Here is a 14,758-nt window from a genome sequence, read left to right as displayed (position 1 = left end):
CACGAGCGGTCAGCGCTTGATCCAGCCGAAGCTGTCGGCGCTGGCGCCGCTCGGCTTGTACTCCAGTCCGATGTGGCCGGTGTAGCCCGCCGCGTCGAGCTTGTCGAAGTAGTGCTCGAAGTCGATCTCACCGGTGCCCGGCTCGTTGCGGCCCGGCGCGTCGGCGATCTGCACGTGCCCGATGGCCTTCGCGTGCTGGTCGATCACCGCGTCCGCGTCGTCGCCGTTGACCGTCAGGTGGTAGAGGTCGAAGAGCAGCCGCAGGTTGTCGACGCCGCCTTCGGCGTGCACGCGGTCGATCACCGCGAGCGCGTCGGCGGCGGTCTTCAGCGGGTACGCGGGCGTGCCGCTGACCGGCTCGATCAGCACCACGCCGCCGATGCGCTCAGTGCCCTTTGCCGCGCGCACCAGGCTCTCGACGGCCACGTCGTCCTGCGCCGCCGCCTCGACCCCGTCGATCCGGTTGCCGTACAGGGCGTTGAAGGCCCGGCAGCCCAGCCGCTCGCCGATGCCGACGGCGACGTCGACGTTGTCGGCGAATTCGCCCGCGCGGTCCGGGTTCGACAGCACGCCGCGCTCTCCCGCGGGCATGTCACCGGCGAAGAAGTTCAGGCCCACCAGCGAGACCCCGGCGTCGGAGATCGCCTGGACGAACCGGTCCACCTCGCGGTCGGCGGGCACCGCGACCGGGAACGGCCACCAGAACTCCACCTTGTCGAATCCGGCGGCCTTCGCCGCGGCGGGACGGTCCAGCACGTCCAGTTCGGTGAACAGGATCGAGAGGTTGACGTCGTAACGGTTCGGATTCATCGGCACCCCCCTCGGGAGAAATTTCGTTATGCGGAAATCTTATTTCGTACAACGATAGATTAGCGACAAGGAAGCCGGCGGTCAACGCCCCACCCCCGGTTACCCACCGGTCACCGGCAGCGGCCCCACCAGCGCAGAAGCTTCGGCGAGCCGGTCCCGCGCGGCGGCCCCACCTGGGCGGATACGGTTCAACCGGGAGGTCACACCAATGATCTTGCGAGCTGAGTTCACGACCGAGCCCTTCGAAGGGGAGGGCGAGCCGCCGGCCCACGCCGTGGCCGCCCGCGACTGCCTGCTCGCCGCCGGGCTGGAGCCCGAATTCGGCCCGCTGGGCACGTCGATCAGCGGCGAACGCGAGGCGCTGCTGCCCGCGCTCGCCGCCGTGATGGACACCGTGCTGAGCACCGGGGCGAACCGGATCACCCTGCAAGTGACCGTCGGCGACGCCGACGACGACCAGGTTTAGGCTGGTCGGCGTGCATCCGCTCGCCAACGCGCTCGCTCCGCTCCTGGAGCACATCGGCGGCACCGCCGTGCCCGCCGACGAGCGCGAGCCCGGCGACATCGTCCTGTACTGGGAGGGTGCGCCGGCGGTCGCCGTCCGGCTGCCCGGCCAGGAGCTGACCAGCGCCCTCGACCGGATGATCCGGGACGTCGAGGGCGAGCTCGGCGGGCGCCTGCCGGACCTGCCGCGCCCGGACAAGCAGCGCGCCGTCCGGCTGCTGGAGGAGCGCGGCGCGTTCACCCTGCGCAAGTCCGTCGAGACGGTGGCCAAGGCGCTCGGCGTCAGCCGCTTCACGGTCTACAACTACCTCAACCGCGAGCAGGCCAACCGGAACTGACCCGGGCGGCACCTCGAAGCGCTCCGTTCCCGCTGGTCACACCCGTGTGCACTTTGTGTCGCTATAGCAGCACAAAGTACGCACGGGCCACACCCGCAGCAGCTCCCGAACCACCAACTCTCGTCGCGGCGAAGCATGCCTCCAGGCGCCGGGCGGCTCGCCCCGATTGTGCCAACCGCACAACCCGCGACCAGGATTTTTCAACAAAGTGTTGACACTTGGCGGAGTGCGGTCGTAGCTTTTGCCGCACCGAAGCTCGTGACCGGCAACCGCAGCACAGCCCAGGCATGCTCGGACTCTCGTCCGCCGCCTCCGCCAATCCCGAAAACATCTTCGGGGCCGCACATCCTGTGAGAGTTTGCGATGTCAACAACCACCGAAACGGACCGGCTCAACGACCTCCCCCGAGCGGAACTCGTCCAGCGGCTGCTCGCCTGCCTGGACATCCCCCGCTGGGCCGCCGACATCGCCGACCGGCGCCCGTTCGCCGACGCCGACGCCGTCTACCAGGCCGCCGACGCCGCAGCGCCGGAGCTGACCCCCGAGGAGATCCACGGCGCGCTCGCCGCACACCCCCGAATCGGCGAGCGCGCCAGCGGCGAGGACACCTCGGCCAAGTTCTCGCGCAACGAGCAGTCCGGTGTCGACGGCGGCGACGCCGAGCTGGCCCGCGCTCTGCGTGAGGGCAACGAGGCGTACGAGCAGCGGTTCGGGCACGTGTACCTGGTCTGCGCCAGCGGCCGCAGCGGCGCGGAGCTGCTGGAGATCCTGCACTCCCGGCTGGACAACGAGCCGGAGGCCGAGCTGCGGATCGTCGCCGACGAACTCCGCAAGATCGCACGTCTGAGATTGGCAAAGGTGATCGAAGGATGAGTGCCGTCACCACCCACGTGCTCGACGCCGCGCGGGGCACACCCGCCGCCGGGGTCACGATCCGGCTGGAGGCCGCCAAGGGCCCCAACTGGGCTGCACTGGCGGAAGGCCGCACGGACGACGACGGGCGGATCAAGGACCTGGGCCCGGACCGGCTGGACGCCGGGGACTACCGGCTCACCTTCGACACCGGCGAGTACTTCGACCGCCAGGGCGTCGCGACGTTCTACCCGCAGGTGCAGATCGCCTTCCGGATCGCCGACCCCGCACAGCACTACCACGTTCCGCTGCTGCTGAGCCCGTTCGCCTATTCCACCTACCGAGGGAGCTGAACACCGCATGGGCATCGTCATGGGCCCCAACCAGTACGGCAAGGCCGAGGTCCGCATCGTCTCGGTGAACCGGGACAACGCGCGGCACATCATCAAGGACCTCAACGTCAGCTCCTCGCTGCGCGGTGACCTCGACTCCGCCCACCTCACGGGCGACAACGGCAACGTGCTGCCGACCGACACGCAGAAGAACACGGTCTACGCCTTCGCCAAGGAAGCGCCGATCGGCGAGATCGAGGACTTCGCGCTGCGGCTGGGCAGGCACTTCGTCGGCACGGCGGACGGCATCACCGGCGCGCGCATCCTCATCGACGAGTACAGCTGGGAGCGGATCCCGGTCGGCGGCACCGGCCACGACCACTCCTTCGCCCGCTCCACCGACGAGAAGCGCACCGCCGCGATCACCATCGACGGCGACCAGGCGCACGTGGTGTCCGGGCTGAAGGACCTGGTCGTCCTCAAGTCCACCGGCTCGGAGTTCTGGGGCTACCCCAAGGACAAGTACACGACGCTGGCCGAGACCAACGACCGGATCCTGGCCACCGCGGTGACCGCCCGCTGGCGCTACCTCCACACCGACGTGGACTGGGGCAAGAGCTTCGAGTCGGTCCGCTCGACGATGCTCGAAGCCTTCGCCACCACGCACAGCCTGGCGCTGCAGCAGAGCCTCTACGAGATGGGCAAGGCCGCGCTGGAGAAGCACCCGGAGGTGGCCGAGGTCCGGCTGTCGCTGCCGAACAAGCACCACTTCCTGGTCGATCTCGACTACTGCGGGCTGGAGAACAACAACGAGGTGTTCTTCGCCGCGGACCGGCCGTACGGCCTGATCGAGGGCGTCGTCACTCGCGACGACGTCGAGGAAGCACCGCAGGCCTGGTACAGCCTGCCGCAGTTCTGATCGTTCACCGCAGTTTTCGACCGCCGGGCCTCCCCGACGCACGGAGGAGAACCGGCATTCGAGGATCACCGCTGATCCTGCAGTTGGGGCCACCGGAGATTCCCTGGTGGCCCCTTCTGCTACCCGAACTTCGGGCACCCGGCACCGCCCGAGAAACCATCGATCCATTGTGGATCGAAGGTTGATTTCCCGGCAACGAAGAGCAACAAGCGAAAAAACCCGGCGCTGATAGTGACTTGATCTGACCAGCCCCTGCGGCCCAGGAGTCCCCTATGGCCCTCTTCAAGACCCGTCGCAACCGCGGCACCAGAAACGGAAAACCCACCGATGTCCACCCGGTGGACGAGGTAATGCCGCCAGCGCGCCTGCTGGCGTTCGGCGTCCAGCACATCGCCGCGATGTACGCCGGCGTGGTGGCGCCGCCGCTGATCATCGGCGAGGCCATGGGCCTGGCGCCGCTGGACATGACCCTGCTGATCGGCGCGAGCCTGTTCACCGCGGGTCTGGCCACCATGCTGCAGTCGCTGGGCGTGTGGAAGATCGGTGCCCGGCTGCCGTTCGTCAACGGCGTCACGTTCGGTTCGGTCGCGCCGATGCTGGCCATCGTCGCGCAGCAGGGCCAGGGAAACCCGCTGTCGGTGATCTACGGCTCCGTGCTGATCGCCGGCGTGCTGGCCTTCGTGATCGCCCCCTACTTCTCCCGGCTGGTGCGGTTCTTCCCGCCGGTGGTCAACGGCACCGTGATCACGCTCATCGGCCTGTCGCTGATGCCGGTGGGCATCAAGTGGATCGCCGGCAACAACGCCGAGGCGCCCGACTACGCCGCGCCGGAGAAGATCGCGCTCGGCGCGCTGACGTTCGCGCTGGTGCTGCTGTTCAACCGCTTCCTCAAGGGCTTCTGGAACCGGATCGCGCTGCTGCTCGGCCTGGTGGCGGGCACCCTGGTCGCCTGGCCCGTCGGGCTGATCGACACCACGACGTTCGAGTCGGCGCCGCTGTTCAACCTGCCCACGCCGTTCGCGCTGGGCACTCCGTCGTTCAACATCACCGCGACCATCTCGATCTGCATCGTGATGCTGGTGGCGATGATGGAGACCACGGCGGACATGATCGCGCTCGGCGAGATCGTGGACCGACCGGCGGACGAGAAGACCATCGCGGCCGGGCTGCGCGCCGACGGCGCCGGCAGCGCGGTCAGCGCGATCTTCGGCGGCTTCACCTGCAGCGCCTTCGCGCAGAACATCGGCCTGGTGGCGCTGACCCGGGTCCGCAGCCGGTACGTGGTCGCCACCGCCGGTGGCGTGCTGGTGCTGCTCGGCCTGTTCCCGGTGGTCGGCGCGGTCGTCTCGCTGGTCCCGCAGCCGGTGCTCGGCGGCGCCGCGCTGGTGCTGTTCGGCTCGGTGACCACCAGCGGCATCCGCACGCTGGGCAAGTCCGACCTGGGCGATCCGTTCAACTCGCTGATCGTGGCGGGTTCGCTGGGCATCGGCATGGTCCCGGTTGTCGCGCCGCACTTCTACGAGCACTTCCCGGCGGCGCTGCGCACCGTGCTCGACTCCGGCATCAGCACCGGCTGCATCGCGGCCCTGCTGCTGAACCTGCTGTTCAACGCCTGGCGCAAGCGGCCCGCTGAGGCGGAGCCGACGGTCGGCGGCGACACGGTCGCGGTGGTCGGCACGGCCCCCGGGGAGTACCACCGCGATGAGGACGACGCCGGTCACCTGGACGCGGTTCCGGAGCCGCGGACGTCCGCGCAGGAATCCGAATCCACCAGGTAACCACCCGCCGAAAGGCGCCTTTTGCCGATGTGGCCGGCAAAAGGCGCCTTTCGCTCGTTCCGACCGGGACCGAACCGAAGCCCGATTTCCGTTCAAATCGTGGAAGAACTACCGCCGGCGCACACCGTCCTGGCCGCCGCGCGGGGCGTACTCGCTGACCGGCCGGGGCCGGGCACTGCTGCCTGCGGGCGATGCAGGACTGGGGCCGAGAGGCGGAAACCCGGCCCTGAGCCGACAGCCGGGTGGCGCTTTCGCGAGAAACCGCCGTTTCCTCCCTTCCCGGCACCGACGCACGAAACGTCCGGCCGCGAAGCCGGCCGTGTTGCTCCGGACGTCCGAACTTGGCGCGGCGAACGGCCGCTTCTGCCTTTTCCCGCGCACCGGCTCCCGGCGGGGCTCGTTGATCCGGCGAAATTCTTGCCGACGTTGGGAGATCTCGATGCGGATGCGGGCCCTGATCACCGCCGGATTGGTCGGTTTATCGGTCCTCGCGACCCAGGCGGCCGCGAGCGGGCAGTCCGCGGCGGACCCGCTCGGCGAGAAGCAGTGGGGCCTCGCCCAGCTGCGGGCCACCGATGCGTGGGCGACCAGCACCGGCGCGGGCCAGATCATCGCCGTGGTGGACACCGGCGTCGACCTCGGCCATCCCGACCTGGCGCCGAAGCTGGTGCCGGGCGCGACCTTCGCCGGCTGCGGCGACCGGCCGACGCCGTGCGGCAACGGCGACTGGCGGGGCGCGGACGGCGTGGGCCAGCCGACCGACGTGCACGGCACTCACGTCGCGGGCATCGCCGCGGCGGTCGCAGGCAACGGCATCGGGATCGCCGGCGTCGCACCGGACGCGCGGATCATGCCGATCAAGGCGCTGGAGAACGGTTCCGGCACGTTCGCCGACATCGGCGCGGGCGTGCGCTACGCGGCCGACCACGGTGCGAACGTCGTGAACCTCAGCCTCGGCGCGCAGCCCGGCACGCAGCTGCTGACGCTGCTCGGGCTGACCAGGGAGACGAAGGACGCCATCGCCTACGCCCGCGAAAAGGGCGTGGTCGTGGTCGCGTCGGCGGGCAACGAAACCGCTCCGCTGTGCGACACCCCGGCTTGGGAGTCCGGCGCGCTGTGCGTCGCCGCGACGGACGCCGACGAGCTCCACTCCACGTACTCCAACCTCGCCCTCAAGCTGGACACCAAGGCCGTGTCGGCGCCGGGCGGCGCGTCCTCGCGGGGCTGCGACGACGACGTCTGGTCGACGGTGCCGCGCGGTGCCGGTTCGTCGAAGTGCGGGCAGGCCGACTACGACTCCTTCGCCGGAACCTCCATGGCCGCTCCGCAGGTCGCGGGCGTCGCGGCGCTGCTCGGCGCGCAGGGCCGCAACGCGGACGGCATCGAGAAGGCGCTGATGACCACCGCTCGCACGCCGCTGGTGGGGCTGCGCGGCGTCTTCAACCCGGTTTACGGCTACGGCGTCGTCGATGCCGCCGCGGCCGTGCAGCAACCGCTGTGACCAGGCGATGAACGGACGTCGGCGGCGATGGTCATACCACTGGCCATTACCGCTGGCGAGTCCGCCATTGGGCCGAATTCGCGAAAGGTGCAAAACTCCTCGACCGCGCCCCCGAATCCAGGAACAATGATCAAAGCACCGCGCAACCGCGCGGGCACCGATCGATCCGGGAGCTGGGGCCGATGGACCTCTCGAAGCTGTTCAAGATGGTGTCTCCGGCGAAGCACCATTCGCACGGGCATTCCAGCAGTGGTGGGCACCGCCGCAGGCACTCCAGCAGCGGTGGACACCGCCGTCGGCACTCCAGCAGCAGCGGGCACGGCCACCGCCGCCGGCACGACAGCAGCAGCGGGCACGGCCACTACCGCCGTCGCAGCCACAGCTGACGCCGCGCAATCGGCTCGGTTCGGTGCTGATCGATTCGTTGAGCTCCTATTACTACGGCGAACCCGACCAGGACTGGGGACCGCCGGGACCACCGCTCGCGCCGGGTGACGTGCTCGCACCCGGCTACCGGGTCATCGGGCACCTGCGCCGCGGCAGCCGGCTGGACGTCTACGACGTGTGGAGCGTGGAGCGGTCCTGCCGCTGCATCGCCAAGACCGTCCGGCCGGAGCGCGCCGCGGACGAGCGCGCGATCGGCTGGCTGCGCAACGAAGGCGTGCTGCTGACCCAGTTCACGCATCCGCACCTGGTGCGCGGCTACGAGATCGCGCAGGCCGACGAACCGGCGCGCCCGGTGGTGATCACCGAGACGCTGCCCGGGCACACGCTGGGTTTCCTGATCGAGGAGCTCGGGCGGCTGCGGCCGATCGACACCGCGGTGCTGGGCGTCCAGCTGTGCTCGGTGCTCGGTTACCTGCACCGCCGCGGCTGGGTGCACATCGACGTGAAGCCGTCGAACGTTGTCGAAGTCGGCGGCCGGGCGGTGCTGCTCGACCTGAGCCTCGCCTGCCGGATCGGCGAGCACAGCTCGGCCGGGACGTTCGACTACCTCTCCCCGGAGCAGGCCGCCGGCGGCGAGATGACGCCGGCGGCGGACACGTGGGGCCTCGGCATCACGCTGTACGAGGCTCTTTCCGGCACCACGCCGTGGGCCGAGGTGTCGTCCGGCGAGCGCAACGACGACGGCACCCGCTACTACCCGCAGCGGCACACCGCGGCCGCGCCGCTGCGCACCCACCGCCGCCTGCCCGCGGCGCTGTCCCGAACCGTCGACGCCTGCCTCGACCCGGATCCGAAATCCCGCCCGACGGTGGGCGAAGTCGCGGACCGCCTGATCGCCTGGTCCGGCATGAACCCGGAGACCATCGGCGCCTGAGCTACCGGATCTCCTTCCGCGGCACGGCGAACGCGAGCAGAACCCCGACTCGATCAACCCTCGATCCGGCTGAGTTCCCGGCACAGCGCCCAGATCGCGTCCCGGTTGCGCCGGTCGCGGACGCTCGCCGGCCACGGGGCGCGTTGCGCGTTGCTGTTGAAGTAGACGCCGTGCGCTTCCGCGACGCCCGGATCGGACGCCAGGCGAATGCTGGAGGTGGCCGCTTTCCCGACCGCTTCACCGCCGTAGAGGACCGGCATCAGGAGCCTCAGCAACGGCACGATCGGCCGCGCGGCTAACGGATACGCGCTTGTCGTCAGGTTCTTGTTCATGGACGTGTAGGCGTGTCCGGGATACGCGACGTTCATCGTGATCCCGGGCTCCGGCAGGCGCTCGGCGAAGGCGTAGCTCATCGCCATCAGCGCGAGCTTGGTCTGGTTGTAGAACGCGAGCCCCACGTAGGACTTCTCGCCTTGCAGGTTGCCCAGGTCGATCCGGCCGCGCGGCACTCCGCCGGCGATGTTGATGACGCGCCCACGCCCGGCACGCCGAAGTGCGGGCAGCAGGAGGTGGGTGAGCGTGAACGGGGCCAGGACGTTGGCCGCGAACGCCGTTTCGACGCCGTCCGCGGTCAGCTCCCGGCGTTCCTTCGTCACCCCGGCGTTGTTGATCAGCACGTGCAGGCCGCCGGCGCGAGCCAGCACCTGTTCCGCCAACCGACGCAGGTCGTCCTGGCTGGTCACGTCGGCCGTGAGCGCCTCAATGCCGGAGTTCCCGGTGTCGCGCCGGAGCTCTGCGGCCGCCGCTTCGGCCCGATCCGCGTTGCGCCCCACCAGGATCACATCGGCCCCAAGCCGCGCGAGGCCGCGCGCCGTCTCCTTGCCGATTCCACCGGTGCTGCCGGTCACGAGCACCGTCTTGCCGCTCATCGTCGTCACTTCTCGCCTCCCATGTCACCTGATGTCTATCATGACACCAGGTGTCACAAAGTAGACTAGGGTGCGTGAGTGGTACAGATGGGCTGCGAGCACGGGCGCGACGTGCGGTCCGCACCGAGCTCGCCGAGCTGGCCTTGGAGATGTTCGTCGAGCACGGCTTCGACCAGACGACCGTGGACGAGATAGCCCGGGCCGCGGGGCTGACGAAGCGCAGCTTCTTCCGGTACTTCCCGTCGAAGGAAGACGCCGTCTTCGGCGGGATCGACGTGCTCGGCGAACAGGTCGTCGAAGATCTGCGCGCCCAGCCTGCCGGCCAACCACCCTGGGCATGCCTGCACCAGGTGCTGCGCCGGTGGGCGGAGAAGATCCACTCCTCGCAGCGCGACCTGACCAGCCTCCGGCTGATCGAATCGACGCAGTCGCTGCGCGCCCGGCTGCACCAGAAGCGGGAGCAGTGGCGGCAGGACGTCGCCGATGTCCTGCGCGAGCGCTCCGGGCTCGACGCGTTCACCGCGGATCTGCTGACCAACGCGGCGACGGCGGCCCTCGACACCGCATCCCGGGAGTGGCTGCGAGGCGACGACGCGAACCGGATGAAGTTGATCGACCGAGCCTTCGAGCAGCTGGAACCGGCTTTCGGCGCAGGATTCCCGAAGGCCTGACCGCGGCGGGATCAGCGCTTGCGGCGGAAGGCGATCGCGAAGGCGACGAGAACGGTGGCCAGTGCCAGCTGGCCGCCCCAGACGATCTTGTTCACGTTGACGGCCGGGTGCCAGGCGACCTTGCCGTCGGCGGAGACCGAGAAAGCGCCGACCGCGCGGGCGTCCACGCCGATACCGACGCCGTCGTCGTCGCGGTGACCGTGACGACCGCCGCCGGAGCGGACGCTGGCCACCGGCAGCAGAGTGGTGTCGCCCTGCTGCACGGGTTCCCCGAAAACCTGGCGCTTGCCCAGCCGCTCGGTCAACGTCTCCAGGATGTCCCGTCGGGTGGCGTCTTCCATGAGCTTCTCCTCGCGATGCTGTCGGAATGACCCGACGCTAGCCGGTGCCGCGACGCCGTGCCGTGCAGTTATCCCATTACCTGCGGGGTAATCGACGCGATGCGCGATCGCCGCGAGACTCGTGGCAGCTTCGATCCGAGGGGAAACGCGATGACCATCCGAGGAACGGTCGACAACTTCCTGCAGACCCTGGCCGGCGGCGACCCCGACTCCATCGCCGCGCTGTTCGCCGAGACCGTCGACTGGAAGATCGTCGGATCGCCTGCGGTGCCGTGGATCCGGCACTGCACGGCCCGCGCGGACGTCGCCGAGTTCTTCCGCACGATGCTGGGCGGTTTCGTCCCCGAGGAAACCGCGGCGAACATCGGCCACATCCTCGTCGACGGGCCGCACGCGGTGGTGCTCGGCGAGGTATCGCAGGTCATCAAGGCCAACGGCCGGGCCTTCACCACGCCGTTCGCCCTGCATCTGACCGGCGAGAACGGCCTGATCACCCGCTACCACATCTACGAGGACAGCCTCGTCGTCGCCGAAGCCGCCGCGTGACGGCGGGCCTACTCGTACGGGAGGGTGCCACGGGATTCGCCCCGCACCTGCCCCAGCCACAGCTGCGGCGCGTACCGGCGCACTGCGTCGATCACCTCGTCGCACCCCCTGCGGCCCAGCGGAATCCGGTAGTGCAGTGCCGCCAACTCCGGGCCCAGCGGCTCCGCCGGTTCTTCGTCCCGCACGAATCGGCCCAGCACCGCGTCGTCCCGGTCGATCTGCCCCGACGGCCACAACTCGATGCAGTGCGAAGGCAGGCGGCCCGTCTGCCTCGACCCGTCGGCCCAGTGCGCGGAGACGCCGCTGAGCTGCCGCCACTCGATCACGCGTTGCTCCTCGCAGTCGCAGCACCACACCCCGGTGGTGTCGACGCTCAGCCAGTCATGCCGCCGCTTCCAGGCGGGGACCAGGAGCAATGCCGCGCCGGCACAGCAGACCAGGAGGAAACCGGCCGCGAGTAGAACGGGTGCCGCAGTGTTCGCGTTGACCGCCACGAGCATCGCCAGCAGCCCGAACGCGATCAGCACCGCCGACCAGAGGACACCGAACAACAGGCGGCGGCGTCCCGTCCTGAGCACGGTGTCGGTGGGCTGGGCGTTCGGCGCGGACACCTGAGCGACCTTAACCGACGCACCGGAATCCCAGGACCCGTGAGTACTTTGTGCTGCTATAGCGACACAAAGTACTCACGGGTCCTGACCAGCTGGAATCAGAAGCGGATGACTTGGCGCATCGCCCGGCCGGCGGCGAGTTCGTCCATCGCGTGGTTGATGTCGTCCAGGTCGACGGTGCCCGACACCAGCTGGTCGACCGGCAGCTTCCCGGCCCGCCACAGGTCCGCGTACTCCGGGATGTCCCGCGCGGGCAGGCCGGAACCCAGGAACGAGCCGATGATCGTGCGGGTCTCGCTCACCAGCGCCAACGGCGAAATGCTGCTGCGCGCCTCCGGCGAGGCAAGGCCGACCGAGACCGTCCGCCCGGCGGGCGCGGTCACCGAAACCGCCGTCTCGAAGGCCTTCGCGTTGCCGCTCGCCTCCACCACCACAGCGGTCTTGTGCCCGGATTCGACGGCCTCCTCCGGCGTCAACGCCTTCGTCGCGCCGAGTTCGAGACCGCGAGAACGCTTGCCCTCCAACGGATCCACGACGGTCACGCTCCCGGCACCGCAGGCCAGCGCCACCAGCACCGCAGCCATGCCGACCCCGCCGACGCCCACCACCGTGACGTCCTCGCCGGGCTCGACGCGGGCGGCGTTCTTCACCGCGCCGCCGCCGGTGAGCACCGCGCATCCGAGCAGCGCGCCGACCTCCGGCGGCACGTCGTCGGCGATCGGCACCACGGAGTGGCGGTCGACCACGGCGTGCGTGGCGAATCCGGAAACGCCGCAGTGGTGGTGCACCTCGCGGCCGTCCCAGTTCAGGCGGCGAGCGCCGGAAAGCAGCGTGCCCGCACCGTTGGCGGCCCAGCCCGGCGAGCACAGCGCCCGCCCACCCGCGCGGCATGCGTCGCATTCCTCGCACCGCGGCACGAAGTAGAGCACGACGCGCTGCCCGACGGCGAGATCGGTGACGCCGTCGCCGACCTCGGTGACCCGGCCGCAGGCCTCGTGCCCGAGCAGCATCGGCACCGGGCGCACCCGGTTTCCGTCCACAACGGACAGATCGGAGTGGCAGACCCCGGCGGCCTCCAACTGCACGAGCAGCTCGCCCGGCCCGGGCCCGTCGAGGTCGAGTTCGGTGACGGCGAGCGGCCGAGACCGCTCCCAAGGCCCCGGCCGACCGCATTCCTGCAGCACCGCACCCCTGATCTTCATCACCACGCTCCTCCACGCCGACAGACCCGTGCCCATCCGCTCACACCGAACCCGACTTGTCCAGAGCCCGGCCCGGAGAACCCCGTCCGTGAACCGATTTCGACTCTCCTGCGGATAGCAGTACGCAAAGCCTGGCCGAGGAGGCATTGGGTGAAGCATTTCGGAATCGCGGGCGCGATCGCGACCACGCGCTCTTGCTGGGACAGCCCGCCGCGGCTGCGGGCAGCTGGCCGGAAGAGCCACTTCCCCAGCTGCAGGAGCAGGGGTCTCTGCACACCGCCGCCGGCGACGGGCCCGCGTGGTCGTTCGGGATCACGCTGGATGGCAGCAACGAGCACCACTCGCTGGCCTTCCGCCAAGGCCGGGAGGGCTGGGAACAGGTCCAGCCTCCCGACATCGGGCGGATCGACGGCGCGACAGTGGTCAGCCGCGATGACGTGTGGACGGTCGGCGACGGCAAGTCGATGCACTGGGACGGCCGGGCGTGGACCGAGGTTCCGCTCGCCGCCCCGCCCAACACCTACACGCAGTACTTCGGAACGAAGGCGTTCGGTCCCGACGATGTGCGGACCGCGGGAATAGCGACGGAGAACGGCAACGACGATGCCGGGAACATCCAGCCGTACGCCGCGACGTAGGGCGGCTGACGTGATTACGGCCGCCGGTGCCGGGGACCGGCGGCCTACCAGGCTAGAGGCGGCCGAGCTTGCGGATCTCCGGTTCCGCCAGGCCCGTCATCTCCTTGACCTCGTCCGCGTCGATCGCGCCGTTGTCCAGCGCCCGCACGAAGGACGCCGCCAGCGCTCGCGCCGTCGCCGGCTCGTCCAGCACCGCGCTGCCGCTGGCCGACACGTATGCCGACAGCCGCGCCGCTTCCGCCGGAGCCGAGTCGCGGAACGCCGCGAACACCGCCGCGTAGCGGGTCACCAGCTGCGCCGGGTGCAGGTCCCAGCCCTGGTAGAAGCCGTGTTCCAGGGAACGGCGGGTGAGCTCGTAGTGGGTGCGCCAGCCGTGGTGCACCTGGTCGCCGACCGGCAGCACGTTCGTCGAGCCGTCGGACAGGAACACCCCGGTGCCAGCCGCCGACACCTGCATCGCGTGCCGCGCGAAGTCGCAGGCGCGGTGCGCGAGGTGCTGGTGCGCGGCGGTCAGCCCGCAGCTGGCCGTGTAGTCGTAGGTGCCGAAGTGCAGCCCGGTGACCCGGCCGCCGCCCGCCCGCAGGAACAGCGGCAGCGCGAAGCGACCATTCGAGTCCACAATGGACTGAGTGGTCTCCACCTGGATCTCGAAGCGCAGCGACTTCTCCGGCATGCCCAGCTGCTGCTCGAAGAGCTCCAGCAGCTCGACGAAGACCTCGACCTGCGCGGCGTCGACGACCTTCGGGAAGGTGAGCACGAACCCGGCGGGCAGGCTGCCCCACTGCTGCAGCAGCGCGGTGAGGAAGACGTCCAGCGTGCGCACCGAGCGGGCGCGCAGCTCCGGGGTGTCGAAGGACTTCACCCGCAGGCCGAAGTTCGCCGGCTCCACGCCGTCGCGCAGCCATCCGGCGACCACTCCGGCGGTCCGCTCCGCGTCGGCGTCCTCGACGTCGTCACCGGGCCGGCCGTAACCGTCCTCGAAGTCGATGCGCAGGTCTTCGAGCGGGGAGTTCTGCAGCTTCGCCCGCACCCGCGGGTGCACGGCCCGGGCGATCTGGGCGTCCAGCCCCAGGATCTCGACGAAGTCCTCGGGCCGGGCGGCGTCCCGGTCGAACGCGGCCAGCGCGTCCCGCCCCCACTGCCGCACCGTTTCGGCGTCGACCTTGCTCGCCGGCACGTAGCAGGTGTGCACCGGCTGCCGGGCCGCGCTCGCGCCCGGGTACGTGCGGGCGATGTGCTCGTCCACCTCGGACAGGCGGGCGAGCCGCTTCGCGATCTCGGTGGATTCCAGCGAGGTTCTGGCCACTTGCGCTCCCTTCGGGTCCGGCGGCCGGGAGGCGTCCCCGGCTGCCCAGCTCGGCTGCGGCGAGAAGGCCGTGAGTCTTTTGGGCGGCTATAGCAGCCCAACACGATCCAGGATGGCCCGCCGGGCCGGAGTCGCGGCGTTCGTCGGCACCACCATCGA

At 70.0% G+C, this 14,758-nt stretch carries 18 protein-coding genes; 12 read left to right on the top strand and 6 right to left on the bottom strand.

Translation table 11 applies throughout. The annotated features are described in order from the left end of the window. Positions 1-9: 9 nt before the first annotated feature. Positions 10-810, bottom strand: coding sequence for a TIM barrel protein (locus AB0I53_RS32485; protein WP_358611576.1), 801 nt, complete (start codon positions 808-810; stop codon positions 10-12). Between the two features lie 208 nt (positions 811-1,018). Here AB0I53_RS32485 and AB0I53_RS32480 point away from each other — a divergent pair, with 208 nt between their 5' ends. The 9 genes from AB0I53_RS32480 to AB0I53_RS32440 all read left to right on the top strand — a co-directional run bounded on the left by AB0I53_RS32480 (position 1,019) and on the right by AB0I53_RS32440 (position 8,355). Continuing rightward, on the top strand, positions 1,019-1,276 hold the full coding sequence (locus tag AB0I53_RS32480; protein ID WP_358611573.1) for a thiamine-binding protein: 258 nt from the start codon (positions 1,019-1,021) through the stop codon (positions 1,274-1,276). A 1-nt stretch (position 1,277) separates the two neighbouring features. After that, a complete protein-coding gene (locus AB0I53_RS32475; protein WP_358611644.1) occupies positions 1,278-1,652 on the top strand; it encodes a helix-turn-helix domain-containing protein in 375 nt (124 codons plus the stop codon). A gap of 363 nt (positions 1,653-2,015) precedes the next feature. After that, positions 2,016-2,525, top strand: coding sequence for a 2-oxo-4-hydroxy-4-carboxy-5-ureidoimidazoline decarboxylase (gene uraD / locus AB0I53_RS32470; RefSeq protein ID WP_358611570.1), 510 nt, complete (start codon positions 2,016-2,018; stop codon positions 2,523-2,525). Then, a complete protein-coding gene (gene uraH / locus AB0I53_RS32465; RefSeq protein ID WP_358611567.1) occupies positions 2,522-2,857 on the top strand; it encodes a hydroxyisourate hydrolase in 336 nt (111 codons plus the stop codon). The genes uraD and uraH overlap by 4 nt, the downstream gene beginning before the upstream one ends. A 7-nt stretch (positions 2,858-2,864) precedes the next feature. Continuing rightward, positions 2,865-3,755, top strand: coding sequence for a factor-independent urate hydroxylase (gene pucL, locus AB0I53_RS32460; RefSeq protein WP_358611564.1), 891 nt, complete (start codon positions 2,865-2,867; stop codon positions 3,753-3,755). A gap of 272 nt (positions 3,756-4,027) precedes the next feature. Continuing rightward, positions 4,028-5,533, top strand: coding sequence for a nucleobase:cation symporter-2 family protein (locus AB0I53_RS32455; protein ID WP_358611561.1), 1,506 nt, complete (start codon positions 4,028-4,030; stop codon positions 5,531-5,533). A 439-nt stretch (positions 5,534-5,972) separates the two neighbouring features. Continuing rightward, positions 5,973-7,034: a S8 family serine peptidase gene (locus AB0I53_RS32450; RefSeq protein WP_358611558.1), complete on the top strand. Its 1,062-nt coding sequence runs from the start codon at positions 5,973-5,975 to the stop codon at positions 7,032-7,034. A 182-nt stretch (positions 7,035-7,216) separates the two neighbouring features. Next, the gene (locus tag AB0I53_RS32445; RefSeq protein ID WP_358611556.1) at positions 7,217-7,420 is read left to right on the top strand and encodes a hypothetical protein; all 204 of its coding nucleotides are present in this window, start codon (positions 7,217-7,219) and stop codon (positions 7,418-7,420) included. 23 nt (positions 7,421-7,443) lie between these two features. Beyond that, positions 7,444-8,355, top strand: a complete 912-nt coding sequence (locus AB0I53_RS32440; RefSeq protein ID WP_358611554.1) for a serine/threonine-protein kinase — start codon at positions 7,444-7,446, stop codon at positions 8,353-8,355. 53 nt (positions 8,356-8,408) lie between these two features. Here AB0I53_RS32440 and AB0I53_RS32435 read toward each other — a convergent pair whose 3' ends face one another. Beyond that, positions 8,409-9,284, bottom strand: coding sequence for an SDR family NAD(P)-dependent oxidoreductase (locus AB0I53_RS32435; RefSeq protein ID WP_358611551.1), 876 nt, complete (start codon positions 9,282-9,284; stop codon positions 8,409-8,411). Positions 9,285-9,358: 74 nt separating this feature from the next. Here AB0I53_RS32435 and AB0I53_RS32430 point away from each other — a divergent pair, with 74 nt between their 5' ends. Next, positions 9,359-9,955: a TetR family transcriptional regulator gene (locus AB0I53_RS32430; protein ID WP_358611548.1), complete on the top strand. Its 597-nt coding sequence runs from the start codon at positions 9,359-9,361 to the stop codon at positions 9,953-9,955. Positions 9,956-9,966: 11 nt separating this feature from the next. Here the strand turns inward: AB0I53_RS32430 and AB0I53_RS32425 are convergent, their stop codons facing one another. Next, positions 9,967-10,296 (bottom strand): hypothetical protein, encoded by a 330-nt coding sequence (locus tag AB0I53_RS32425; protein ID WP_358611545.1) that lies wholly within the window; start codon positions 10,294-10,296, stop codon positions 9,967-9,969. A 150-nt stretch (positions 10,297-10,446) separates the two neighbouring features. On the opposite strand from AB0I53_RS32425, the gene AB0I53_RS32420 reads away from it, so the two are divergent. Then, positions 10,447-10,842 carry a nuclear transport factor 2 family protein gene (locus tag AB0I53_RS32420; protein WP_358611542.1) on the top strand — a complete coding sequence of 132 codons (396 nt, stop codon included), beginning with the start codon at positions 10,447-10,449 and terminating at the stop codon, positions 10,840-10,842. A gap of 8 nt (positions 10,843-10,850) precedes the next feature. Here the strand turns inward: AB0I53_RS32420 and AB0I53_RS32415 are convergent, their stop codons facing one another. Together AB0I53_RS32415 and AB0I53_RS32410 are read right to left on the bottom strand one after the other, a co-directional pair. Then, positions 10,851-11,453, bottom strand: coding sequence for a hypothetical protein (locus AB0I53_RS32415; protein ID WP_358611539.1), 603 nt, complete (start codon positions 11,451-11,453; stop codon positions 10,851-10,853). A 98-nt stretch (positions 11,454-11,551) separates the two neighbouring features. Next, positions 11,552-12,655 carry an alcohol dehydrogenase catalytic domain-containing protein gene (locus AB0I53_RS32410; RefSeq protein ID WP_358611536.1) on the bottom strand — a complete coding sequence of 368 codons (1,104 nt, stop codon included), beginning with the start codon at positions 12,653-12,655 and terminating at the stop codon, positions 11,552-11,554. 194 nt (positions 12,656-12,849) lie between these two features. Between AB0I53_RS32410 and AB0I53_RS32405 the strand changes: the two genes are divergently transcribed. Further along, on the top strand, positions 12,850-13,293 hold the full coding sequence (locus AB0I53_RS32405) for a hypothetical protein (protein ID WP_358611533.1): 444 nt from the start codon (positions 12,850-12,852) through the stop codon (positions 13,291-13,293). Between the two features lie 52 nt (positions 13,294-13,345). Here the strand turns inward: AB0I53_RS32405 and AB0I53_RS32400 are convergent, their stop codons facing one another. Next, on the bottom strand, positions 13,346-14,599 hold the full coding sequence (locus AB0I53_RS32400) for an aldolase (protein ID WP_358611530.1): 1,254 nt from the start codon (positions 14,597-14,599) through the stop codon (positions 13,346-13,348). Positions 14,600-14,758: the final 159 nt, after the last annotated feature.

This window comes from Saccharopolyspora sp. NPDC050389, from assembly GCF_040655595.1.
In the GTDB taxonomy this organism is placed as follows: Bacteria; Actinomycetota; Actinomycetes; order Mycobacteriales; family Pseudonocardiaceae; genus Saccharopolyspora.
The sequence above is the reverse complement of the archived record's forward strand: the minus strand, read 5'-3'. Positions and strand labels throughout refer to the sequence as shown.

What these genes read in the sequence shown, in the direction of transcription:
- AB0I53_RS32425 (WP_358611545.1), bottom strand. Translation starts at nt 10,296, where the DNA reads ATGGAAGACGCCACCCGACGGGACATCCTGGAGACGTTGACCGAGCGG.
- AB0I53_RS32410 (WP_358611536.1), bottom strand. Translation starts at nt 12,655, where the DNA reads ATGAAGATCAGGGGTGCGGTGCTGCAGGAATGCGGTCGGCCGGGGCCT.
- uraD (WP_358611570.1), top strand. Translation starts at nt 2,016, where the DNA reads ATGTCAACAACCACCGAAACGGACCGGCTCAACGACCTCCCCCGAGCG.
- uraH (WP_358611567.1), top strand. Translation starts at nt 2,522, where the DNA reads ATGAGTGCCGTCACCACCCACGTGCTCGACGCCGCGCGGGGCACACCC.
- AB0I53_RS32480 (WP_358611573.1), top strand. Translation starts at nt 1,019, where the DNA reads ATGATCTTGCGAGCTGAGTTCACGACCGAGCCCTTCGAAGGGGAGGGC.
- AB0I53_RS32420 (WP_358611542.1), top strand. Translation starts at nt 10,447, where the DNA reads ATGACCATCCGAGGAACGGTCGACAACTTCCTGCAGACCCTGGCCGGC.
- AB0I53_RS32435 (WP_358611551.1), bottom strand. Translation starts at nt 9,284, where the DNA reads ATGAGCGGCAAGACGGTGCTCGTGACCGGCAGCACCGGTGGAATCGGC.
- AB0I53_RS32445 (WP_358611556.1), top strand. Translation starts at nt 7,217, where the DNA reads ATGGACCTCTCGAAGCTGTTCAAGATGGTGTCTCCGGCGAAGCACCAT.
- pucL (WP_358611564.1), top strand. Translation starts at nt 2,865, where the DNA reads ATGGGCATCGTCATGGGCCCCAACCAGTACGGCAAGGCCGAGGTCCGC.
- AB0I53_RS32450 (WP_358611558.1), top strand. Translation starts at nt 5,973, where the DNA reads ATGCGGATGCGGGCCCTGATCACCGCCGGATTGGTCGGTTTATCGGTC.
- AB0I53_RS32455 (WP_358611561.1), top strand. Translation starts at nt 4,028, where the DNA reads ATGGCCCTCTTCAAGACCCGTCGCAACCGCGGCACCAGAAACGGAAAA.
- AB0I53_RS32485 (WP_358611576.1), bottom strand. Translation starts at nt 810, where the DNA reads ATGAATCCGAACCGTTACGACGTCAACCTCTCGATCCTGTTCACCGAA.